Source organism: Streptomyces sp. NPDC001515 (assembly GCF_053597115.1).
This window is the reverse complement of sequence record NZ_JBSFHN010000029.1, coordinates 42,536-63,727: the sequence shown is the minus strand read 5'-3', so window position 1 is coordinate 63,727 and position 21,192 is coordinate 42,536. Positions and strand designations below refer to the sequence as shown.

General features: G+C 74.2%; 20 protein-coding genes and 1 pseudogene. 10 read left to right on the top strand and 11 right to left on the bottom strand.

What is annotated here, in order from left to right:
* The first annotated feature begins 57 nt into the window (after positions 1–57).
* The 4 genes from ACWCXC_RS27360 (at position 58) to ACWCXC_RS27345 (ending at position 3,671) form a co-directional block, all read left to right on the top strand.
* On the top strand, positions 58–744 hold the full coding sequence (locus tag ACWCXC_RS27360) for a TetR/AcrR family transcriptional regulator (RefSeq protein WP_450685414.1): 687 nt from the start codon (positions 58–60) through the stop codon (positions 742–744).
* A 64-nt stretch (positions 745–808) separates the two neighbouring features.
* Complete coding sequence (locus ACWCXC_RS27355; protein WP_450890815.1) at positions 809–1,288, top strand: DUF4334 domain-containing protein; 480 nt, start codon at positions 809–811, stop codon at positions 1,286–1,288.
* Positions 1,285–2,376 carry an NAD(P)-dependent alcohol dehydrogenase gene (locus tag ACWCXC_RS27350; protein ID WP_450685412.1) on the top strand — a complete coding sequence of 364 codons (1,092 nt, stop codon included), beginning with the start codon at positions 1,285–1,287 and terminating at the stop codon, positions 2,374–2,376. Before ACWCXC_RS27355 ends, ACWCXC_RS27350 begins: the two co-directional genes overlap by 4 nt.
* A gap of 98 nt (positions 2,377–2,474) precedes the next feature.
* On the top strand, positions 2,475–3,671 hold the full coding sequence (locus tag ACWCXC_RS27345; protein ID WP_450685411.1) for a TetR/AcrR family transcriptional regulator: 1,197 nt from the start codon (positions 2,475–2,477) through the stop codon (positions 3,669–3,671).
* A gap of 57 nt (positions 3,672–3,728) precedes the next feature.
* Here ACWCXC_RS27345 and ACWCXC_RS27340 read toward each other — a convergent pair whose 3' ends face one another.
* Both ACWCXC_RS27340 and ACWCXC_RS27335 read right to left on the bottom strand, forming a co-directional pair.
* Complete coding sequence (locus ACWCXC_RS27340; protein ID WP_450890814.1) at positions 3,729–4,928, bottom strand: oxygenase MpaB family protein; 1,200 nt, start codon at positions 4,926–4,928, stop codon at positions 3,729–3,731.
* A 200-nt stretch (positions 4,929–5,128) separates the two neighbouring features.
* Positions 5,129–6,064: a LysR family transcriptional regulator gene (locus tag ACWCXC_RS27335; RefSeq protein WP_450890813.1), complete on the bottom strand. Its 936-nt coding sequence runs from the start codon at positions 6,062–6,064 to the stop codon at positions 5,129–5,131.
* A 134-nt stretch (positions 6,065–6,198) separates the two neighbouring features.
* Between ACWCXC_RS27335 and ACWCXC_RS27330 the strand changes: the two genes are divergently transcribed.
* Complete coding sequence (locus ACWCXC_RS27330; protein ID WP_450890812.1) at positions 6,199–7,461, top strand: MFS transporter; 1,263 nt, start codon at positions 6,199–6,201, stop codon at positions 7,459–7,461.
* Between the two features lie 32 nt (positions 7,462–7,493).
* Here ACWCXC_RS27330 and ACWCXC_RS27325 read toward each other — a convergent pair.
* Both ACWCXC_RS27325 and ACWCXC_RS27320 read right to left on the bottom strand, forming a co-directional pair.
* Positions 7,494–7,787 (bottom strand): annotated as a pseudogene (locus ACWCXC_RS27325) (2-phosphosulfolactate phosphatase); the annotation flags it as partial.
* 182 nt (positions 7,788–7,969) lie between these two features.
* Complete coding sequence (locus tag ACWCXC_RS27320; RefSeq protein WP_450890811.1) at positions 7,970–8,782, bottom strand: alpha/beta fold hydrolase; 813 nt, start codon at positions 8,780–8,782, stop codon at positions 7,970–7,972.
* Between the two features lie 347 nt (positions 8,783–9,129).
* Between ACWCXC_RS27320 and ACWCXC_RS27315 the strand changes: the two genes are divergently transcribed.
* Complete coding sequence (locus tag ACWCXC_RS27315; RefSeq protein ID WP_450685406.1) at positions 9,130–10,353, top strand: MFS transporter; 1,224 nt, start codon at positions 9,130–9,132, stop codon at positions 10,351–10,353.
* Positions 10,354–10,458: 105 nt separating this feature from the next.
* On the opposite strand, the gene ACWCXC_RS27310 is transcribed toward ACWCXC_RS27315, so the two are convergent.
* The 3 genes from ACWCXC_RS27310 to ACWCXC_RS27300 form a co-directional block, all read right to left on the bottom strand.
* Positions 10,459–11,400, bottom strand: coding sequence for a M48 family metalloprotease (locus ACWCXC_RS27310; protein ID WP_450685405.1), 942 nt, complete (start codon positions 11,398–11,400; stop codon positions 10,459–10,461).
* Positions 11,397–11,777 carry a BlaI/MecI/CopY family transcriptional regulator gene (locus ACWCXC_RS27305; RefSeq protein WP_450685404.1) on the bottom strand — a complete coding sequence of 127 codons (381 nt, stop codon included), beginning with the start codon at positions 11,775–11,777 and terminating at the stop codon, positions 11,397–11,399. The genes ACWCXC_RS27310 and ACWCXC_RS27305 overlap by 4 nt, the downstream gene beginning before the upstream one ends.
* A gap of 68 nt (positions 11,778–11,845) precedes the next feature.
* Positions 11,846–13,075 (bottom strand): MFS transporter, encoded by a 1,230-nt coding sequence (locus ACWCXC_RS27300; RefSeq protein ID WP_450890810.1) that lies wholly within the window; start codon positions 13,073–13,075, stop codon positions 11,846–11,848.
* A gap of 54 nt (positions 13,076–13,129) precedes the next feature.
* On the opposite strand from ACWCXC_RS27300, the gene ACWCXC_RS27295 reads away from it, so the two are divergent.
* Both ACWCXC_RS27295 and ACWCXC_RS27290 read left to right on the top strand, forming a co-directional pair.
* Complete coding sequence (locus ACWCXC_RS27295) at positions 13,130–13,873, top strand: AraC family transcriptional regulator (RefSeq protein WP_450890809.1); 744 nt, start codon at positions 13,130–13,132, stop codon at positions 13,871–13,873.
* Between the two features lie 182 nt (positions 13,874–14,055).
* Positions 14,056–14,733, top strand: a complete 678-nt coding sequence (locus ACWCXC_RS27290) for a hypothetical protein (RefSeq protein WP_450890808.1) — start codon at positions 14,056–14,058, stop codon at positions 14,731–14,733.
* Between the two features lie 88 nt (positions 14,734–14,821).
* Here ACWCXC_RS27290 and ACWCXC_RS27285 read toward each other — a convergent pair whose 3' ends face one another.
* The gene (locus tag ACWCXC_RS27285) at positions 14,822–16,423 is read right to left on the bottom strand and encodes an MFS transporter (protein WP_450890807.1); all 1,602 of its coding nucleotides are present in this window, start codon (positions 16,421–16,423) and stop codon (positions 14,822–14,824) included.
* 223 nt (positions 16,424–16,646) lie between these two features.
* Between ACWCXC_RS27285 and ACWCXC_RS27280 the strand changes: the two genes are divergently transcribed.
* Both ACWCXC_RS27280 and thpR read left to right on the top strand, forming a co-directional pair.
* The gene (locus ACWCXC_RS27280; protein ID WP_450890806.1) at positions 16,647–17,267 is read left to right on the top strand and encodes a TetR/AcrR family transcriptional regulator; all 621 of its coding nucleotides are present in this window, start codon (positions 16,647–16,649) and stop codon (positions 17,265–17,267) included.
* Positions 17,264–17,866, top strand: coding sequence for an RNA 2',3'-cyclic phosphodiesterase (thpR, locus tag ACWCXC_RS27275; RefSeq protein WP_450890805.1), 603 nt, complete (start codon positions 17,264–17,266; stop codon positions 17,864–17,866). Before ACWCXC_RS27280 ends, thpR begins: the two co-directional genes overlap by 4 nt.
* 23 nt (positions 17,867–17,889) lie before the next feature.
* On the opposite strand, the gene ACWCXC_RS27270 is transcribed toward thpR, so the two are convergent.
* From ACWCXC_RS27270 to ACWCXC_RS27260, 3 genes are all read right to left on the bottom strand, one after another.
* Positions 17,890–19,260 (bottom strand): NtaA/DmoA family FMN-dependent monooxygenase, encoded by a 1,371-nt coding sequence (locus ACWCXC_RS27270; protein WP_450890804.1) that lies wholly within the window; start codon positions 19,258–19,260, stop codon positions 17,890–17,892.
* A gap of 10 nt (positions 19,261–19,270) precedes the next feature.
* Positions 19,271–20,389 (bottom strand): LLM class flavin-dependent oxidoreductase, encoded by a 1,119-nt coding sequence (locus ACWCXC_RS27265; protein WP_450685417.1) that lies wholly within the window; start codon positions 20,387–20,389, stop codon positions 19,271–19,273.
* 239 nt (positions 20,390–20,628) lie between these two features.
* A complete protein-coding gene (locus tag ACWCXC_RS27260; RefSeq protein ID WP_450890803.1) occupies positions 20,629–20,769 on the bottom strand; it encodes a putative leader peptide in 141 nt (46 codons plus the stop codon).
* Positions 20,770–21,192 lie beyond the last annotated feature (423 nt).

The following is a 21,192-nucleotide window of genomic DNA, read 5'->3' as shown; positions in this document are numbered from 1 at the left end:
TGATCGATCGCTCAGGAGTGAAGTCCCGGTCCCGTCCCGTCCGTTCCGAGGAGAGCCGTGAGCACCCAGCCCCGTCAGGACCCGCCGCCGCCGGACCACTGGCGCACCTACCGGCCGCTCGGGCTGCACCCGATCCTGACGCACGCGATGGAGGCGTTCAACGAGCACGGCTACCACGGGACTTCGGTGCGGGACATCGCCGGCCGGGTGGGGGTCACGGTGCCCGCGCTCTATTACCACTACGCGAACAAGCAGGCGCTGCTGGCGACGCTGCTGGAGACGTCGATCCGGGACGTCCTGGACCGCTGCCGGGCCGCGTCCGCCGAGGCCGGGGACGATCCGCTGGCCCGGTTCTGCGGCATGGTCGAGTCGATCGTGCTGTACATGGCCCACCGGCAGCGACTGGCCTTCCTCGATACGGAGATCCGCAGCCTGGAGCCGGAGAACCGGGCGCGGTACGTGGCCCTGCGCGACTATCTGGAGCACATGCTGCTGGACACGGTCGAGGCGGGCCGCGCCCAGGGGGTGTTCACCACGCCCTTCCCGGCCGACGCCGTGCGTTCGGTCCTGGTCATGTGCCAGGGCGTCGCCAACTGGTTCCGCGCCGACGGGCCGCTCACCGCCGAGGAGGTCGCCGAGCGGCACGTCCTGCTCGGCCTGGCCACGGTGGGCCACCCCGGCACGGTCCTGGGCGGCCCCGTGGCGGCCGGCCGGCCGCTGCCGCGCCCCCGGACCGGTGCCTGATCCCGCCGCTCCCCCGTATCCCGCACCGCCCGTCACGGGCGGACCACGAAAGGACGCATCCATCATGGACGTGTACGAGGCACGCGCCCGGTTCGAGGAGCTCCGCCGGAGCGAAGGGCCGGTCCCCACCGATGAACTCGACGCGATCTGGGCGGTGCTGGACACCGTGCGCCCCGAGGACGTCCTCGGGGCGTGGTCGGGCGGCGAGTTCCCCACCGGGCACCCGCTGGACGGCATGCTGGAAGAGGCCGGCTGGTACGGCAAGACGTTCGTCTCCGTGCACGACGCCAAGCCGCTGATGTGCCGCGACGCGAACGGCGAGCTGTACTCGAACGTCGAGCTGGGGCAGGGCGAGGCCAGTCTGTGGACGGTCGAGTTCCGGGGCGAGTCGACGGCCACCATGGTGTACGACGGACGGCCGGTGTTCGATCACTTCAAGCGGGTCGACGACACGACCCTGATGGGGATCATGAACGCCAAGGGGGTCCCGCCCGAGGGCCCGTACTACTACTTCTTCCTCGACCGCGCCGGCGAGGACGGGTGAGACGGGTCCGCGCCGCGGTCACCGGGGCGCCGGGCGCGCCGTTCGCCCTGCGCGAGGCGTGGATCGAGTCCCCCCGACCGCACGAGGTGCTGGTGCGGACGACGGCGGCGGGCATCTGCCACACGGATCTGGCGATGCGGGACACGTGGCCGCGCCGGCTGACCCCGATGGTGTTCGGGCACGAGGGCGCCGGAGTGGTCGAGGCCGTGGGGCCGGAGGTGACCCGCGTCGCGCCGGGCGACCGCGTCTGCCTCTCCTTCGCCAGTTGCGGCACCTGTGAGAGCTGCGCGGCGGGCCATCCGGCGTACTGCCGTGCGGCCCCGCTCCTGAACTTCTCCGGTGGCCGCGCGGACGGCACCAGCCCCCTGTCCCTCGACGGCTCGCCGCTCCACGCGGGCTTCTTCGGCCAGTCCAGCTTCGCCACGCACGCCCTGGTCCACGAGCGCGGTGTCGTCCCCGTGCCGGCCGCCCTCCCGCCGGAAGTGGCCGCTCCGCTGGGCTGCGCCGCCCAGTCGGGCGCCGGGACGGTCCTCAACCGCCTCCGCCCCGAGCCCGGTTCGTCCCTCGTCGTGCTGGGGGCCGGCGGGGTGGGGCTGAGCGCGCTCATGGCCGCCGTCGCCGCGGGATGCGATCCGGTCGTCGCCGTCGACCCGGTCGCGGCGCGCCGTGCCCTGGCCGTCGAACTCGGCGCCGCCTCGGCGCTCGCCCCCGGCGACGGGCTGGCGGCGGCGCTGCGGGAGGCGACCGGCGGCGGCGCGCACCACATCGTGGAGACCACCGGCCGCCCCGGCATGGCCCGTCTGGCCGTCACCGCCCTGCGCCCGCGCGGGGACCTCGCGCTGCTCGGCCTCGGCGGCGAGGTCACCTTCGACGTGATGCCCCTCCTCGCCCAGGGGGTCCGCGTCCACGGCGTGATCGAGGGCGACGCGGACCCCGTGCGGTTCGTCCCGGAGCTGGTGGGGCTGTACGAGCGGGGCCGCTTCCCGGTCGACCGGCTGGTGACGGCGTTCCCGTTCGAGGAGATCGAGGCGGCGGTGGCGGCGGTGCGCGAGGGACGGGTGATCAAGGCGGTGCTGATGTTCGGCTGACGCGCACGTGCGGCGGCCGGAACCGTGCCCCGTCCCGCCGGGGCGCGGCCCCTACCGAGGGGTCCGGCCGTCTGACCGTGTGTGATTGACTGATTCGCATGGCCTCCGCCTCCCGATCCGCCCGTCCGGCCACGACCGCCGAACGGACCGCGGCGACGCGTCCGCGCAACCGCAGACAGCTCATCATCGAGGCGGCCGGGCGGGTGTTCAGCGAGCGCGGATACCACACCGCTTCGATGGAGGAGGTCGCGGCGGCGGTGGGGATCACGGCCGCCGCGCTGTACCGGCACTTCCCCAACAAGTACGCGCTGTTCGCGGAGTGCGCCGACGTCATGGTGGACGGGCTGGTCGCCGCGCTCGACGAGGTGCCCGCCCGGGCTCCGCTCGCGGACGTGCTGGCGGCGGTCACACGGATCACCGTCGCACACCGGGCGTCGGGCGGCGTCTACCGGTGGGAGGCCCGCTATCTCAGCCGCGAGGACCGCCGACGGCTCGGCGTGAAGTTCGGCCGGCTGGTCGGACGGGTCGACGCCGGGGTGCGGCGCGCGCATCCGCCCGCAGACGGGCGGCTGCGGGCGGTGGCGGCGCTGGGGGCGATCGCGTCGATCACGATGCACCGGACGTCGATCGCGCAGCGCCGCGCCGAGGAGTTGCTGCTGGCCTCCGCGCTGCGGGTGGCCGCGTGCGCTCCCCCGGCGGACCGGCCGGGGCCGCTCCCCGCGCGGTTGCCGGCGCTGCCCGTGCCCCGGACGCGGCGGGCGGAGATTCTTGCGGCGTCGGTGCCGCTGTTCGCCCGCGACGGCTTCGCGAGCGTCACGAACGAGCAGATCGCGCGGGCGGTGGGGCTCACTCCGTCCGCGCTGTACCGCCACTACCCGGGCAAGATCGACATCCTGGCGGCGGCCTGCCTCCAGGCGGCCGGGCTGCTGGCCCAGGGGGTCGAGCAGAGCCTGCACGAGGTGACCGGCCCGCACCACGCCGTCACCGCCCTGGCCGGGACGTACGTGGCCTACAGCTTCGAGCACACCGAACTGAACAGCGTCGCCGAGGCCGAACTCGCCGGCCTCCCGGAGGGTCTGCGCCGGCCCCTGGTGCTGGCGCAGCGGGAGCACATCGCCGTGTGGGAGCAGCAGTTGCGGCTCGCCCGCCCCGAACTGGACCCGCGTCAGGCCCGCGTTCTGGTGCACGCCGGGTTCGGGGTGGTCGTCGAGGCCGGCCGGCGTCTGCGGTGGGAGGACCGGCCCGAGCACCGTCGCACCGTGACCGCGCTGGTCGTGGAGGCGCTGGGGCTGTGACGCGGCGCCGTGCCGTCCGGTCTCCGGTCGGCCGGACGGCGGGGCGCCGGGCCCGGGTCAGCCCGCCCGGTTGCCGGTGGGGATGGTGATGGGGGTGGTCGTTCCGGACGAGCCCTTGTTGAGGAACAGCATGGCCAGGGCGCGCACCATCTGGTCGATGGCGTAGAACGTGCCGGGCATGACCGGCGACAGTCCCTCGCGGAACAGGATGTACGCCGGCCACGCCGTGCGGACCAGGGCGGCCGAGACGTAGTCGCGCTTCAGGCCGAGCCAGTCGCCGATGTCGTCGCTGAGGACGTAGCGCACGAACTCGTTGAGGAAGCCGCGGGTGACGCCGAGGTCGATCTGCGCCGTCAGGCCGAGCAGTTCCTCGGCGAGCGCGATGCCCTCGGTCGAGGGGGTGAGGATCGGTGTGAGGACCTGCGCCGACTGCTTCTCCGCGGCGGCCCAGGTCTGCGGGATGTGCTCGTCGGGCACACCCAGCAGGTGGATGGCGACCTGCCAGGAGTGCAGGAATGCCTCCTGATCGGCGGCCGGGAACGGCACCCTCCAGTCGAGCAGCCTCCGGCGCACGAAGGTGCCGAGGCTGTGGAAGGTGACGAGGATGTCGGCGGCGCTGATGGGGACGGTCTCGTCGGCGACCGCGCGCCAGTGCGGCGACTGCGGCAGCAGGTGGCGCACGGCGGCGTGCACCACGCGGGTCTTGTTGGCGGTGACGACGAACTGGCCCCTCGGTTCGAACGCCCCCAGCTGGGACAGGTCGTAGCCGAAGGTGAACGTCTTGGCCGCGCGGTCCTGCATGTGCGCGCCGCCCGCGGACCAGTAGACGCTCTTGGCCTCGCGCGGGATCACGGTGCTCATGATGCCGCTGCCCAGCCCGTACAGCATGAAGAGGTAGAGGTCCCTGCGCCGGTTGAAGTCCGCGGCCCGGGTCAGCTTGGCCGGATCGGCCCAGGCGGGCAGCCGGTTGACGTCCTGGAGGTACGCGGCGAACTCGGGCGGCAGTCCGCTGGGCAGCGGGTCGTTGTTGTTGACCCAGGAGGCCCAGGCCGTGTTGATCGCGGGCACATGGCCACCCTCGATCATCGACACCATCAGGGGATCGGCCTTGTCGTCCCAGATCCACTCCGGGCCCGTTCCCGCATCGGCGTCCGCGGCCGTCCCGGTCGACGCCCAAGCGGGCGCGGTGCCCGCGGCACCGACGAGCCCGAGCGCGACTCCGAGCGAGAGCGCCTGTCGCCTGCTGAGATTTCCCATTGACTTACCTGCTTCCGTGTCGAGTCAGATGGCTGGGGATTGCCTCTGAACAGCGCCGGTTGAGCGGCTTCCCGCCTGGCAAGCGTGGTCACACAGATGTGATTTTTGATTAACATAGCGAGGCGCGCGAGCCTCGGCAATGGGCGCGACCGGACCGCCGCGCCCACGTCCAGAAACCCGTCCCCGAGGGGGAGTTCGCGTCAGCGCGGGCGGACCCAGCCCGGGACCCAGGTGCCGTCGGCGTCGAGGCCGGTCGCCGTGGCGGTCAGATGGGAGCGGAGGGCGGCCAGGGCCGGGTGGGGGTTGTCGCGGCGCCAGACGAGCGAATGCGGGTAGACGGGAGTCGGGTCGATCACGGGGATGCGCCTGAGTCCGTAGGAGGCGGGCCAGATCAGACGGGTCAGTCCGCCCATGAAGGTGCCCAGGGCGGGGGTGTCCGCGAGGGTGTCGAGCAGGGCGTCGGAGCCGAAGTTCGGGCCGGTCGCCTCGATCGTCAGGCCGTACTCGGCCGCGAGGTCGTCGTAGTACGCGCCCCATTCGGTGCCGGGCGTGATGCCCGGGATCCAGATCCGGTGTCCCACGAGCCGGGAGAGGGTCACGGACGGGGCGTCCGCCAGCGCGTGGGCGGGGCCGGTGAAGAACTCCAGGGGCTCGTCGACCACCCGGACGGACTCCAGGCCGTCGGGAAGGGGCCGTCCCGGTGCGCCGACCGCGCGGAAGGAGGCGTCGATCACGCCGGAGCGGACGGCGGTGAGGGCCTGCTCGATGTCGACCAGCATCAGCACGTCCAGGTCGATCCCGGGATGGGCGCGGTGGAAGTCCCGCAGCAGGCCGGAGGAGGCGCCGCGCGAGTTGATCACGTCCACGCGCAGCGGACGGCGGTCGGTGCGCACCGAGGCGGCGGCGCGCTCGGCGGTGCGCAGCAGCTCGCGCGCGTGCGGCAGGAACGCCTGTCCGTCGATCGTCGGCTCGGCGCCCCGGGCCGTGCGGGTGAACAGGCGGACGCCGAGATCGCGCTCCAGGGCGGCGATGCGCTTGGAGACGGCCTGCTGGGTGATGGCGAGGTCCGTCGCGGCTTTCTGGAACTGGCCGGCTTCGGCCACGGCGACGTAGGTGCGTACGGCTTCGAGGTCCATGACGGCTCAGAGTAGTGAACAACGTGTGGTTGTGGATCACGGGTGGAACGGTTGTTTGACCTGTGCGTGGGGTGGTCGGTTAGCTCTCCTCGGTCAACGTCTGTTTGTACGGCGATCACGAGGAGCGCGTCAGGGTGTGGGGCAGGAGACGCCTGGGCCGGCGGTTCGGCTGGTTGTGGGCGGCGTACGCGGTGAGCGCCTACGGTTCGGGGCTGGGGTTCGGGGCCTTCCCGCTGATCGCCGTGCTGGTGCTGCACGCGGGACCCGCCGAGGTGTCCGCGCTCTCGGCGGTGGGGCCGGCGGTGGGAGCGCTGCTGGCGTTGCCGCTCGCGCCGTGGGTGGAGTACCGGCGCAAGCGCCCGGTCATGATCGCGGCGGATCTGGCCCGGTTCGCGGCGATGGCGTCGATTCCGGTCGCGTACGCGTGCGGCCGGCTCGGCTTCGTTCAGTTGCTCGTGGTCTCGGCGCTGGTGGCCACGTCCAGGATCGCGTTCAACGCGGCGAGCGGCGCCTTCCTCAAGGCGCTCGTACGGCCGGACGACCTTCTCGTCGCCAACGCGCGCTTCGAGTCCACGAACTGGAGCTCCATCGCGGTGGGGCCGCCCCTGGGCGGGGCGGCGATCGGCGTGTTCGGTCCCGTGGTCACCGTGCTCGCCGACGCGCTCAGCTATCTGCTCTCCGCCCTGGGCATCGCGGCGATCGGTGGCCGGGAGGACCCGCCGGACGGGGCGGGGAGGAGCCGGACGCGGGCGGGCGCCCTCCTGGACGGCTGGCGCCACATCCTGAGCCATCCGGTGCTGCGGGCACTGTACCTCAATCAGCTGCTCGTCTCCGGTCTGATCATGGCCACCGAACCGGTGCTGGCCGTGCTCCTCATCCGTACACTCGGCTTCTCCCCCTGGCAGTACGGACTCGCGTTCGCGCTGCCCTGCGTCGGCGGGCTCATCGGTTCCCGGCTGGCCCGCCGTGTCGTCGACCGCTACGGACGCCACGCGGTCTTCCGTACCGTGGGCACCCTGCGCACCGTCTGGCTGATCGGCCTGGTCTTCGTCCGCCCCGGCGTCACCGGTCTCGTCACCGTGATCGCTGTCGAACTGGCGATCATCATCCACATGAGCCTGTACACGCCGGTCCTCGCCACGTACCGGTTGCAGCACACCCCGAAGGACCTCGTGGCCCGCACACTGACGGCCTGGTCGGTGGGCCAGCAGGCGGCCGTCGCCGCGCTGACCGCGCTCGCCGGGCTCCTCGCCGACGCGACCGGCCCGCGCACCGCGCTCGCCGTCGTGGGGCTCCTCGTCCTGGCCACCCCCCTGCTGCTCCCACGCGCCGAGCACACCCGGCGGTACGAGGCGGAGAACACCCAGGACGAGGGCGCGGCGGTCGGCGGGACGTGACACGAGCCGAGACGGCGGGCTTCCTCCGAGAGTTACGGATGCGGCGCGCCGTGCGGACGCAGCACCGTGAGCGCGCCCTCGGGCGCCGCCACCATGGCGAAGGCGAAGCGGTCGACCTCCAGGCAGAGGGCGATGTCATCGGGGTGGACCCCCCGGCGCACGCCCGTCGCCAGCTCGGCGGCGGCCCGCGAACCGGCGGCCCGGCGGACGTACTCCGCGCTGCCGGCCCCGGTGCCCGTGGCGCGTGCCGCGATGTACCGGGCGCAGGCCAGATCCTCGTCCGCCCGCCCCTCCTCACCCGTGACGACGAACGTCACCGCGTCGCCGCAAGAAGAGCTGGAAGGGGCAGACGCGGTCGCTCGGCCGTCCCGAGGCGCTTCGGCGCAGGTCGTCGCGGCGCTGCCCCGCCGCAGGCGGTCGGCGGCGGCTTCCCGCGCCGCTGCCCGGTTCCTGCGGAAGGCGGCGCGTCCTGCGGGTTGTCCGGCCTTCAGCGCCGTTCCGGGAGCGGTCATGCCTTGATGAACTCCAGGACGTCGGCGTTGAGCTGGTCCTTGTGCGTGATGTACAGACCGTGGCTGGCCGTCGGGTACTCCTTGAGGACCGCACCGGGTATCAGTTCGGCGGTGCGCCGGCCGGTCAGGGCGATCGCGGCCATGGAGTCGATGGTGCCGTGGACGACCAGGGCCGGGATGCCGATCTCGCGCAGGCCCGCCCGGTGGTCGGTGCGGAATCCGTCCGCGAAGAGCTGCGCGGCCGCCCAGGAGGACGTGGCCAGGCACTGGGCGATGGTGTGGTCGACCATGGCCGGGGAGACCTCGTTGGCGTGGGTGGCGAACCACATCTGCGCCTGCCGGGCGAACCACTTCGGACGGTCGGTCCGGAAAGCCTGGAGGACGCCCTCCAGCCGGTCCTCCGGCATACCGTCCGGATTGTCCTCGGTGCGCAGGAGGAACGGGGTCGTGGAGGAGACGAACACGGCACGCGCGACGCGGTCCTCCCCGTGGCGGGCCAGATAGCGCGCGATCTCCGCGCCGCCCATGGAGTGGGCCACCAGCGTCACACCGCGCAGGTCGAGGTGGTCCAGCAGCGCCGCCAGGTCGTCGGCGCCGGTGTCCAGGTCGTATCCGGTCGAGGGGCGGTCGGAACGGCCGTGCCCGCGCCGGTCCAGAGCGACGCAGCGGAACCCTCGCTCGGCGAAGAAGGGGATCTGGTACTCCCACATGTCGCCGCTCAGGGTCCAGCTGGCGACGAACACGATGGGCGCGCCCTGGCCGTAGTCCTGGTAGGCGAGGCGAACGCCGTCGGGGGTCTCGAAGAACATGCCAACTCCTTGGATGTCGTGGTCCGTCGCTCACCGCTCGCTCGCACGTCGTGCCTCCGTCGGCCCTACGGACGTCCCGGGTGCGGTGTGTGCGGTGTGTGCGGTGCGAGTACTACGGTGCCGTTCTCGCGGGCAGGACGCGATTACCCGCGAGGTCATGGAGCGGGTGCTCCACGGGACCGCCCGAAGTGGGGCCCGATTCCACGATCCCGGCCGCCCGGGCGGTCGGGCCTCCCTCGCGGGAGGGAACGGGCTCCCCCATGCGAGGGGGGCTTCCCGCTCCCCTCCCCCGGACACGGCCCGTCGAGGGGCGCGCGGCCCGCAGGTGGCGCTCGTAAGGTGATGCGGTGATCGTTCCTGCCGATACCGCCTCGTCGTCCTCGGGCAGCCGGTGGCGGCCCGGCTATGCCGCCGCCGCGGCCGTGTTCGCCGTCGGGATGGCCGGAACGACGCTTCCCACCCCCCTGTACGGGCTGTACCAGCGGCAGATCGGCTTCTCCGAGCTGATGGTGACCGTCGTCTTCGCCGTGTACGCGCTCGCGGTGATCACGGTGCTGCTGGTGGCGGGCAACTACTCGGACACGGTCGGCCGCAGACCCGTCCTCCTGGGCGCGATGGCGTTCTCGGCGGCCAGTGCGGGCTGCTACCTGCTGGAGAACGGCTTGCCGTGGCTGTTCGCGGGGCGGCTGCTGTCCGGTGCCGCGGCCGGGCTGCTGAGCGGTGCGGCGACGGCCGCGGTCCTGGAACTCGCCGGTCCCCGGCACTCCGCGCGCGCCGCGTTCGCCGCGACGGCCGCGAACATGGGCGGCCTCGGCTGCGGACCGTTGCTGTCCGGGTTCCTTGCCGAGTACACCCCCTGGCCCCTGACCGCCCCCTTCTGGGTCCATCTCGGTCTGGTCGCGGTGGCCGGCGCCGTCGCCCGGTGTCTGCCGGAGACGGTGCCGCATCCGCGACGCCGGGCCCGGCCGACGCCTCAGGGCATCGCGGTGCCGGCCGGGATGAAGGGCGTGTTCGTCCGGGCGTCGCTGGCGGCGTTCGCCGGGTTCGCGCTGCTCGGGCTGTTCACGGCCGTCGCGCCGAGCTTCGCCGCGAAGACCCTCGGCGTGCACAACCTCGCGGTGATCGGTGCGGTCGTCTTCTCGGTGTTCCTGGCCTCGACCGCCGGTCAGTCGCTGACCCGGCGCGTGGGCGTGCGCCGCGCGCTGCCCCTCGGCTGCGCCGTCCTCGTCGTCGGCCTGGCGCTGGTGGCGGCGTCGCTGATCGCCGAGTCCCTGCCGCTGCTGGTGCTCGGGGCGGTGTGCGGCGGCACCGGACAGGGACTGTCCTTCCGCGCGGCCCTCACCCTGGTGGGCGAGGCGGCACCCGCCGCGCACCGGGGCGGCACCATCTCCGCGTTCTTCGTCGTCGCGTACACCGGGATCTCGCTCCCCGTGGTCGGGGTCGGCGCGCTGGCCACCTGGCTCGGGCTGCGCGAGGCCGGACTGGTCTTCGCCGGCTGTGTGATCGTGCTGGCGGCCGGTGCGGGGACCTACTCCGTCCTCGGGTCGCCTCGCGGGGCTCCCCGTGCCTGATGCCGGAGCCGGGCGCAGGCCCCGGCCGGCAGGCGTGACGGCGTACCGGCTCCGGGTGCGCCCACGACCGCGCCGCGCCCGCGTGCGGGCACCGGGGTAGGTCCCTCAGCGGACCACGCCGACGGCGAACTCGACGTACTCGTGCAGTCCGTAGGCCAGGGCCACGGCGAGCAGGGCCGATCCGGCGACCGCCGTGACGAGGCCGGCCGCGACCGCGCGGGTGGCCCGGCTCGCCGGCAGGACCGGCCTCGGGCGCAGCAGGGCCTCGACGCGCTGCGGGACCGGGCCGGTGCTGACCGAGAGGAGCGGCGCCCTGACGCGACCGGGCGCGGTGCGCGGCGTGACCGCCAGGGCCGCGCGGGCGATCGCGGTGGCGGCGAGACGGCGGTCGCCGACCTCGGCCGCCGCGTCCTCGTCGGCCCAGCGCTCCAGGTGGAAGTCGAGGTCCGTGCCGAGCGGCCGGAGCGCCGGGTGCACGGCGGCGGCCAGATGGGCCGTGAGGGAGAGGAGGTCGTGGCGGGCGCGCAGATGGGCGCGTTCGTGGCCGAGGAGGACCTCGCGCTGGGCGGGGGCCAGGGCCCTGAGCATGCCGGTGGTCACCACGACGCGCCCGCCGCGCCCGCGCCGCCCCGGCAGGGCGAACGCGCGCGGGTCCGCGTCGCGCACCACCAGCAGGTCCCCGTCGGCCACCGCTCCCCCGGCGCCGTCCCAGGTGCGGGCGAGCAGGGAGCGGTGTGCGCGCCAGCGGCGGGCCACCAGGACCGCCTGACACGCCAGTACGGCTCCGGCCACGGCGGCCACCGGGACGACGGCCGGCCACGCGGCGGCCACACGGGCGAGCGGGAGGTAGTCGTGGGCCGCGAGGAACGGTACGTGGAAGAGTCCGACGAGGGCGGCCGCGGTGCCGCCGGCCAGGAGGACGGCGGCACCGGTCACGGCCAGGCTCGCCTCCCTGGGCGGCAGGAGGGCGGCCAGCCGGCGAGTGGCGGCCGCCCCGCCCCACGGCAGGACCAGAGCGGCCGTGACCAGGGCGAGGACCAGGGTCACGCCCCGTCCTCCGCGCTCATGAGCAGGCGGCGCAGGGCCGCCTCGTCCTCGCCGGAGAGCGCCGAGACGAACCGTTTGAGGACCAGGTCGCGCTGGGGTTCGCGGTCCAGCTCCCGGTGCATGCGTCCGGCCGCGAGTCCCGCCGGGTCGTCGGCAGCGGCGTAGGCGAAGCCCCGGCCGGCGCGGGTGCGCACGACGGTGCCCTTCTCGTGGAGCCGGGAAAGGATGGTCGTCACGGTGGTCCTGGCGAGGTCGCGGTCGAGCGCGGTCTTGATCTGCTGCGGGGTGAGCGGTTCCTCGGCCGCCCACAGCACGGCCAGTACGTCCGCGACGAGTCCGCCGTGCGGGCGCCGGGGATCGCCGCCGTCCTCCGCCATGCTGCTACCGCCCTGTCGCCGTCGCGGACCGTGGGGTCGGCACCCCGGTCGTCGCTTCTTCCGTCGTCTTACTGTACTGGGGACGCCGCCGCCGTCCCCGGGCCCTCGGCGGCCCGTGCCCCTGCTCCGGCGGCGTCTGCGGCCACGGACGGTTCGGGGCCGCGCACGGGCGGTTCGGGGAGGGTGCGGAAGAGCAGCCAGCTCAGGACGGGCATGGCGATCAGCGGCGTCAGCGCCGTCCGCAGGGACGCGGAGTCGGCGAGGTGTCCCAGCAGCGGGCTGACGAGGCCGCCGATGCTCACGGTGAGTCCGAGGGTCACCCCGCTCGCGGTGCCGACGCGGGAGGGCAGATAGTCCTGGCCCAGCGTGACCTGGAGCGAGAAGGGGACGTACAGACCGGCGGAGGTGAGGGCCACGAAGAGATGGAGGGCCGGGCCCGGCACCCAGACCACCCCGGCGACGGCGGCGATCGAGAGCAGGTAGGACCAGCGGGAGACCTGGACGCGGTCGAAGCGTTCGGCCAGGGACCCGCCGACGACCGAGCCGACCGCGCCGCCGAGGAACAGCAGGAACAGGGCGAGCGTGCCGGCCGCGGCACCGCCCCCGGTGCGCTGGGTGGCGTACAGGGAGATGAAGGTGCTCAGGCCGGTGAAGACGACGGAGCGGAAGACGACGGCGAGCGAGAGCCGGAGGAACGAGGACACGTCGTCGGCGCTCCTCGGCACGGTCCGGGCCGCCGGGCCTGTCGCGGGTCCGGCCAGGGCGCGGAGGACGGGGACGCACAGGGCCGTGCCGGCCAGGGCGGGCAGGACCAGGACCGGTGTCCAGCGCAGCGAGCCGTGGCCGATCGCGGCGGCGACGAAGAGCGGCGCGAGGGCGAAGCCGATGTTCCCGCCGAGGGAGAACCAGCCCATCGCGCTGTGGCTGCCCCGGGTGACGAGCCGGGCCACCCGGGCGGATTCCGGGTGGTAGGCGGCGACTCCGACGCCGGAGACGGCGACGAAGAACAGGGTGAGTCCGTACGAGCCGCCGAGGCCGCTGAGTCCGATGCCGACGCCGCCCAGCAGGGTGCTGACCGGCAGCAGCCAGGGCATCGCCCACCGGTCGGTGAGCGCGCCGAAGACCGGTTGCGCCACCGACGACAGGAGGGACGCGGCGAGCACGATGCCGGAGGCGACGGCGTAGGAGTAGTCGCGTTCGGCCACGAAGTAGGGGATGAGCGCCGCGACGGCGCCCTGGTAGAGGTCGACGCAGGCATGGCCCACGGACAGCAGGGTGATGTGTGTGTTTCTGCGCACCCGTTCATGCTGGAATCCGCGGCGGGTGTCGCGCTTTCGATAAATTGCCAGGTGATGCAGAACGTCCGCCACACCCCTGTCGCCCCGACCCGGACGCAGCGTCTGGCGTCCGGTGGCGCCATCGACGCGCACCGCCATGACGACCACCAGATCGTGTACGCGAGCCGGGGAACGATCGCCGTGACCACCGACGCGGGGTCGTGGGTCGCCCCGGCCACCCGGGCGCTCTGGATCCCCGCCGGCACCGTCCACCGGCATCGGGCGCACGGCGACCTCGACCTGCACTTCGTCGGGCTGCCCGCCGGGGAGAACCCGCTGGGCCTCGGCGCGCCCGCCGTCATCGAGGTCGGCCCGCTGCTGCGGGAACTGCTCGTCGCCTACACCAGCGCCCCCGAGGACGACAGTCCCGCCCGGGGCCGGCTGCGCGCGGTCCTGCTCGACCGGCTGGCGGTTTCCCCCGAGCGGCCGCTGCATCTGCCGACCCCCACCGATCCGCTGCTCCGCGCACTGCACGCGATTCTGCTCGCCGACCCGTCGGACGCCCGCGGCCTGGACGCGCTCGGCCGGCAGATCGGGGCAGGGTCCCGTACGCTCTCGCGCCGGCTCCGTGCCGATCTCGGGCTGACGTTCCCTCAGTGGCGTACCCAACTGCGGCTGCATCACGCCCTCGTCCTGCTGGCCGAGGGTCTGCCCGTCACCACCGTCGCCCACCGCTGCGGTTGGTCGTCGGCCAGCACCTTCATCGACGTCTTCCGTCGCGCGTTCGGGCACACGCCCGGTGCGCGGCCCACGTCCTGAGGCGCCGACAGCCCGGTGCGCGGCCCCTTGTCCGGGCCTCCGTCGTCGGCCGGCCCGGCGGCGCGACGTCCGTGGCACCGCCCCACCTGGTGCGCTGGAACACCTCACCGTAAGTCGATCACCCGTACGAGTGAGTATGCGTACTCACGCGGCCGGCGGAACACGGGACGGAGACTCTCCCCATGACACAGAACCGCACCTCCTTCACCGCGTCCGCCAGGGCTTTCACCTCCTCGCGCCGTGCCCTTCTCACCGCCACCGGCCTGGCCGCCGCCCTCGCGCTCACCGGCTGCGGGACGGAGACGCACGGCGGTGCCGCGAAGGACGCGCCCCGCGCCAGGAGCGTCGCGGACGCGAGTGCGGCGCAGCCTTCCGCCGAGCAGGCGGCGTTCGAGAAGATGCTCGACACGTTCGGGCGGCAGTGCCCGGCGCCGGGCGGGGACCCGGTGGCGCCTCCGGTTCCGGAGCCGGTCGAGCCGGAGCCGGAGGTGGCACCCGGCGGGACTCCTCCGGCCGCACCGTTCGAGCCCGGGGTGACCCCCGGTCCCGAGACGGAGCTGAACCCCCGTGACTGGTGCACCGGGGCCAACCATGCGCAGCGCCTGATCGTGGCGCTCCAGGAGATCGACGAGCCCACGCCCGCCACGGTTCGCGCGGCCCTCAACCGCCTCGGCTACATCGACGCGCACATCCACGGCCTCAGACAGGACGAGACCGGCACGCGCTTCCACCTCGACCTGAGGGAGAGCGGCGGCCGGCTCTGCGCGGCGGGGCTGGCGGCGGGCCGGGCCTCCGACGCGACCGCGTGCGTCGCGGCCGCGTCCGGGCCGTTCAGGGTGGAGTGGGAGGAGCAGTCCTGAACGGCGAAGCCGCACCCCCGCCGGTTCCGCGACGGCGGGGGTGCGACGACGGGGGCCGGCGCCGGCGGGCCCGGTCACGGCCTTCCGGTCAGTGGCTGACGACGGGAACGCGGTCCTCCTCGCGGGCGCCGTCGGCCGTGCTCGGGCCCGCGGCCGGGCCGCCCTGATGTCCGGCGCGGATGAGCGTCAGCGCGAGGGTCGCGGCGAGGACGAGAATGCCCACCGCCCACCAGGTGGCCGTGGCGTAGCCCTCCACCATGGCCCGCGCGCCGACCAGTTCGCGGGCGGCGGGGGTGGTGGCGTCCGTCGCGTGCGCGCTGAGATAAGCGGTGGTGGCGGAGGCGGCCACGGTGTTCAGGAGCGCCGTGCCGATGGCGCCGCCGACCTGCTGCGAGGTGTTGACCATGGCGGACGCGACCCCGGCGTCACGCGGCTCGACCCCATGGGTGGCCAGTGACATCGCGGGCATGAACGCGGTGCCCATGCCGAGTCCGAGCAGCAGCAGGCCGGGCAGGACGAGACCGGCGTACGAGCTGCCGATGTCCATCCGGGTGAGGAGCAGCATGCCCGTCGCCGCGACGAGGAAGCCCGGTCCCATGAGCAGCCTCGGCGGAACCCGGGTCATCAGCCGGGCGCCGATCTGGGTGGAGCCGGTGATCATGCCGGCGACCATCGGGAGGAAGGCCAGACCGGTCCTGACCGGGGTGTATCCCTTGACGATCTGCAGGTAGTAGGTCAGGAACAGGAAGGTGCCGAACATCGCGATGACGGCGAGGCCGAGCGAGAGGTAGACGCCTCCCCGGTTGCGGTCGGCCGGGACGCGCAGGGGCAGCAGCGGGGCCGCGACCCGCGACTCCGTCACCAGGAAGGCGGCGAGGAGCACCGCCGATGCGGCGAACAGGCCGAGCGTGAGCGGGTCGGACCAGCCGGCGGACTCGGCGCGGGTGAATCCGTAGACCAGACCGACCAGGCCGAGGCTGGAGAGGAGGACGCCCGGGATGTCGAGCGGCGAACGGTTGCGCCCGCCGGCCGGTTCACGGATCACGAGGAACGCGCCCAGGGCGGCGGCGATCGCGAAGGGGACGTTGACGAAGAACGTCCAGCGCCAGTTCAGGTACTCGGTGAGGGTGCCGCCGAGGATGAAGCCGACGGCACCGCCACCACCGGCGATCGCGCCGTAGATACCGAAGGCCTTGGCGCGTTCCCTGGCCTCGGTGAACGTCACGGCGAGCAAGGAGAGCGCGGCCGGGGCGAGGAGGGCGCCGAAGACGCCCTGCAGGGCGCGGGCACCGAGCATCATGGCCTCGCCGGTGGCGGTGCCGCCGAGCACGGAGGCGGCGGCGAAGCCGGTCAGGCCGACGAGGAAGGCCCGCTTGCGGCCCCAGAGGTCGGCGACGCGGCCGCCGAACAGCAGCAGCCCGCCGAAGGCCAGGGCGTAGGCGGTGATGACCCACTGGCGGTTGCCGTCCGATATCCCGAGGTCCTGCTGGGCGGAGGGCAGGGCGATGTTCACGATGGTGGCGTCGAGGACCACCATCAACTGGGCCAGGGCGATGAAGATCAGCGCTTTCCAGCGCTTCGGATCGGGGCCGGCGGCCGTGGACGCGCCGGGGCCCGGACGGGTCTCGGCACCCGCGCGGCTGCCGCCGCCGGTGTCGCGCCGGCGGGCGGACGGAACTGATTCGGACATGGGGGTACCCACTTCTGGAAGCTGCACGGCACGACCGCGCGGCGGGGCCGGCGGACGGCTGTGGGGCGGGCCGTACGGCCCGCGCCGCGGGCCCATCGGCCCAGGCTGTCGGGGGAGGACGGCGTCGGGCCGTCCTGGTGCGGGCCCGGTTAGAATGAAACCGGAACGCCGTTCAGCAACGAGAATACGGAACATCGTTCCGGATCGCAAAAGGGAATCCGCCATGCCTGACAGTCCTGCCGGGGAACCGGCCGCCCGCCGCGTGCGACCCGATGTCCAGCGCAACCTGGACGCCCTGCTGACGGCCGCCGCCGAGGTGTTCGCGACGGACGGCGTGGACGCTCCCGTGCGCCGGATCACCGCACGGGCCGGTGTGGGGGCGGGCACCCTCTACCGGCACTTCCCGCAGCGCTCCGACCTGATCACGGCCGTCTTCCGCCACGAGGTCGACGCCTGCGCCGAGGCCGCCCCGGTCCTCGCCGAGCAGTACGAGCCGGTCGAGGCGCTGTCCCGCTGGCTGCACCGGTTCGCGCAGTTCGTGGCCGCCAAACGCGGCCTGAAGGCCGTTCTCCACTCGGGCGACCCCGCCTACGAGAGCCTGCCCGCCTACTTCCGGGACCGGTTCGTCCCGGTGGTGACGGAGCTGGTCGAGACCGCCGCCGGTTCGGGGGGCATCCGCGCGGACGTCCGGCCCTTCGATCTGCTGCGCGCCGTCGGCGATCTGCTCGCGCCCGACGACGAGGAGTACACCGCGCGCATGATCACCCTGCTCGTCGACGGCCTGCGGTACGGCGCGGACGCTCCGCCGGCCACGGCGCAGGGCACGAGGGACGCCGCCGGGTGAGCGACGGGACCCCGCCCGCGCGGCTGCGGGTGTTCGTCGCCCTGGCCCCTCCCGACCCCGCGAAGGAGGAACTGGTCCGGCGCCTCCGCCCCGCCTACGCGACCCATCCGCGCCTGCGCTGGAACCGGGTCGAGGACTGGCATCTCACCCTGGCCTTCCTCGGTGAGGTGGCGGCGGACCTGGTCCCCCGGCTCTGCGCGCCCCTCGCCCGGGTCGCCGGGGTCCACCGGCCGCCCCGGCTGGCGCTGCGCGGCAGCGGGACCTTCGACGAGCGGGTGCTGTGGAGCGGCGTCGACGGGGAGCTGGAGGCGCTGCACCGGCTCGCCGACGCCGTGCGCTCCGCGGTCGGGGAGTGCGGAGTCCCGGCCGGGGACCGGGTGTTGCGCCCCCACCTGACACTGGCGCGCGCCCGGCGCGGCGACCTCTCCACGGTGAGCACCCTCGCGGCGGACCTCGCCGGGTTCTCCGGCCGCGCCTGGAACGCCGAGCGTCTGCACCTCGTCGGCAGCGGCGATCCGCGCGGCCCCGCACCGATCCGCTACCGCGACATCGTCTCCTGGCCCCTCGGCGGTGCGGCCGAGGGCCCGGGACCCTCCTGAGCCGTCGCCGCCCCGTTCCCGGCTCAGCCCGTGACGGGGGGCAGATCGAGGTGGTCGCGCAGCGTCGTGCCCCGGTACTCGGTGCGGTAGACGCCCCGTTCCTGGAGTTCGGGGACGAGCCGGTCCACGATGTCCGTCACCGAGACGGGCAGCAGATGCGGAAGGATGTTGAACCCGTCGACGGCGCGGGTGCGGACGTAGTGGGCCCACGTGTCCGCGACCGATGACGGGGTGCCGACGAACGACGCGTGTCCCGCCGACACCTCCCGTACCAGCTCCGTGATCGACAGGCCGCGTTCGGCGGCGTGCTCGCGCCACTTCCGGATGAGGGCGGCCTTGCCGCTGCGCAGTTCGATCGCCAGCGTGCCCCGGGACGGGTCGAGTTCGTTCGTGTCGGGTTCGATGTCGGGCAGCGGGCCGTCCGGGTCGTAGCCCGACAGGTCCGTCCCCCAGTACTGCTCCAGATACGCCAGGGCACGCACCCCGTTGACCTGCTCGTTCCGCACCCAGCGCGCCTTCTCCTCGGCCTCGGCGGCGGTGTCGCCGAGCACGACGCTCGTGCCCGGCAGGATCCGCAGCGAATCCGGCGAACGGCCGTACCGGGCCAGGCGCAGGCGCAGGTCCTCCGCGTAGGCGACGGCCTTCTCGTACGCGGTGTGGGAGGAGAACACCACGTCCGCGTGGCGCGCCGCCAGCTCCCGGCCGCCGTCCGAGTCGCCCGCCTGGAACAGCACGGGGCGCCCCTGGCGGCTGGCGGGGACGGTCGCGGTGGCGCGCAGGCGTACGAGGTCGCCGTCCCGTTCGACCGTACGGACGGCGCCCGGCGCGGCCCAGGCGGCGGCCCGCCCGTCGGTGGCCACCGCGTCGGGATCCCAGGACGCCCACAGCTCCTTCGCCGCCTCGACGAACTGCCGGGCGCGGTCGTAGCGCCGCTCGTGCTCCAGCCAGCCGCCGTGCCGGAAGTTGGCTCCGGTCCAGGCGTTGTCCGTGGTGACGACGTTCCAGCCGGCGCGGCCCTCGGACAGCAGATCGAGCGAGGCGAGGCGGCGGGCCAGGTCTGCGGGGTAGTTGTACGTGGTGTTCTGTGTCGCCACGAGGCCGATCCGCTCGGTGACGGCGGCGAGCGCGGACAGTTGCGTGACGGCGTCGGGGCGGCCGGCGACGTCCAGGTCGAAGACGCGCCCGCGGTTCTCCCGTACACGCAGTCCCTCGCCGAGGAAGAACGCGTCGAACAGGCCTCGTTCCAGGGTCTGCGCGATGTCGACGAAGGTGTCGACGGCGGTGTGCGAGGGCGTGCCGGGGTCGGTCCAGATCAGCTGCGGGCCGACGCCGGTGTAGAACACGCCGAGATGGAGCAGGGGCCGGGGGTCCTGCGGGGTGCGGCTCGTGGTCATCGCGTTCACCTCAGAGGGTCCGCGCCGCGGCGGCGGCGAAGCGGTTGGCGGGGCGGGGCAGGCCGAGCGTGTCGCGCAGGGTGGCGCCGGGCGCCGGAGGGCGGTGCAGGCCCGCGGCGGCGAGCGCGGGCAGCACGTGTGCGGCCAGCAGCGGCAGATCCGTGGCGAGGACGGCGGGGTGCAGCCGTACGCCGTCGACCGGGCCCGCGAGTGCGCGCAGCAGGTCCACCAGACCGGCGGCGGAGCCGATGTGCCGCAGGCGCCCGGTCGTCCCCCAGGGGGCGTCCTCGTCCAGGGCCGCGAGCCGGTCCCGGGCGGACACGCCCTCGGCGTCGAGCACGACCTCCACCTCGGCGAGGACCAGGGGTGCGCCCGCCTCCCGGGCCTGCGCCGCACGCTCCGCGACCGAGGCGGGGTCGGGGCGGCCGACCAGGACGACATCGGCGCGGTCGTCGGCGCCGAGCGCGTCCGGGACCAGGACCACGACCTGTCCCTGCGGCGGGCGCGGTGTGATGAGCGGGCCCTTGACCGTGAAGGACGCGCCCTCGAAGTCGACGGGGTGGACGCGGTCGGCGTCCAGGAAGCGCCCGGTGGCGACGTCCTTGATGACCGCGTCGTCCTCCCACGAGTCCCACAGGGCACGGGCGGCGTCGATGACATCGGTGATCTCCCGGTGCAGTTCCCGGGCGGACCGCGCCGGCGTCCCGACCGTGGCCAGGGCGTCCTCGCCGGACGCGGCGCCGACCAGCCAGCCGGCCCTGCCGTCCGAGGCGTGGTCCAGACTCGCCAGCTGGGTGGCCAGGTGAAACGGTTCGGTCGTCGTGACGTGCAGGGTCGGCACGAGACCGATGCGGTCGGTGAGCCGCGAGGCGTACGCCGCCCGCGTCCCGGCCTCCACCCGGCCGGCCGGACCGGGGCCGGTGGCGGGCGGCAGCGGTGTGTCGTCGAAGGTGACCAGGGCGAACCCCGCGTCCTGGGCCGCGGCGACGACCTGCCGGAGCGCCCGGGGTGTCAGCACCTCGCCCGGCGGCCGGCCCGCGTGGCGCCAGGCGGCGGGGTGGGCACCGTCACCGTCCGCCTCGACGGCGAGCAGCAGGCCGCCGGGGCGGGCGGCGTCGAATCGGGTCATGGAAAGCAGCCTCCGGAAGGGGTCGCGGCGGGTGAACGGGGCCGGGGCACCGTTTGAGTCGGCGTACGCGGCGGGCTGAAGTGCCCGGGGTGGACAGGGAGCGCACGGCGGTGGAGGGGACGGGCGCGGCGGCCTCGGCGGCGGCGCGCCGGCCGTCCCACGGCAGTCGGAACACGCGCACCGGTCACGGCGGTCACGCGGCGCGGGCGCGGAGGTACGGGCGGGGGTGCCGCCTCGGGTCAGCGGGCCACGCGCTCCGTGGGACACAGCGCGCTGCTCACCCGCAGGAGGTCGACGTGGCGACGCAGGACGCGCAGATCGAAGGTCCGGCCGTGGCGGGGCGGACGGACCGCGCGCTCGCCCCGGTGTCGCGTCCGCACGTCCGTCACCTCGCAGTCCCGGGTCGTCGGCCCCGCGGCGGTGCCGCCGGTGCCGGGTGATGGCCGGTCACGTTAGCCCCTGACGCGGGGCCGGACAATGCCCGGTCCGGCGGCCGGAGGGCCCTGCACCCGCTGCGGCCCGTGCGGGGCCCGGGGTCCCGGACGGAATTCTTCACACAGGTGTAACGAGCGGTCGCCACCTGCGCGGGGGCGCGCGGGCACCGCCGCCGTCCGGGACGTACGCGGGTCCCCGGGCGGGGCTCCGCCGGGCGCGTACGCCCCTCCCCCGCACCCTCCACCGGGCGCGCCGCCTGTCCGTCCTCGCAGGTCACGAGGAGGGTCGCCACGGGCCGGGCGCCGAGCGGGCGCACACCGGCCGGGGCGGGGGGGCGGGGGCGGCGCGGGCGCCGGCGCCGCCCCCCC

Bases quoted from the DNA above. Each gene is read 5' to 3' on its own strand.
- ACWCXC_RS27295 (WP_450890809.1), top strand. From the start codon at position 13,130: ATGCAGAACGTCCGCCACACCCCTGTCGCCCCGACCCGGACGCAGCGT.
- ACWCXC_RS27345 (WP_450685411.1), top strand. From the start codon at position 2,475: ATGGCCTCCGCCTCCCGATCCGCCCGTCCGGCCACGACCGCCGAACGG.
- ACWCXC_RS27320 (WP_450890811.1), bottom strand. From the start codon at position 8,782: ATGTTCTTCGAGACCCCCGACGGCGTTCGCCTCGCCTACCAGGACTAC.
- ACWCXC_RS27335 (WP_450890813.1), bottom strand. From the start codon at position 6,064: ATGGACCTCGAAGCCGTACGCACCTACGTCGCCGTGGCCGAAGCCGGC.
- ACWCXC_RS27280 (WP_450890806.1), top strand. From the start codon at position 16,647: ATGCCTGACAGTCCTGCCGGGGAACCGGCCGCCCGCCGCGTGCGACCC.
- ACWCXC_RS27265 (WP_450685417.1), bottom strand. From the start codon at position 20,389: ATGACCCGATTCGACGCCGCCCGCCCCGGCGGCCTGCTGCTCGCCGTC.
- ACWCXC_RS27270 (WP_450890804.1), bottom strand. From the start codon at position 19,260: ATGACCACGAGCCGCACCCCGCAGGACCCCCGGCCCCTGCTCCATCTC.
- ACWCXC_RS27305 (WP_450685404.1), bottom strand. From the start codon at position 11,777: ATGGCGGAGGACGGCGGCGATCCCCGGCGCCCGCACGGCGGACTCGTC.
- ACWCXC_RS27290 (WP_450890808.1), top strand. From the start codon at position 14,056: ATGACACAGAACCGCACCTCCTTCACCGCGTCCGCCAGGGCTTTCACC.
- ACWCXC_RS27340 (WP_450890814.1), bottom strand. From the start codon at position 4,928: ATGGGAAATCTCAGCAGGCGACAGGCGCTCTCGCTCGGAGTCGCGCTC.
- ACWCXC_RS27285 (WP_450890807.1), bottom strand. From the start codon at position 16,423: ATGTCCGAATCAGTTCCGTCCGCCCGCCGGCGCGACACCGGCGGCGGC.
- ACWCXC_RS27355 (WP_450890815.1), top strand. From the start codon at position 809: ATGGACGTGTACGAGGCACGCGCCCGGTTCGAGGAGCTCCGCCGGAGC.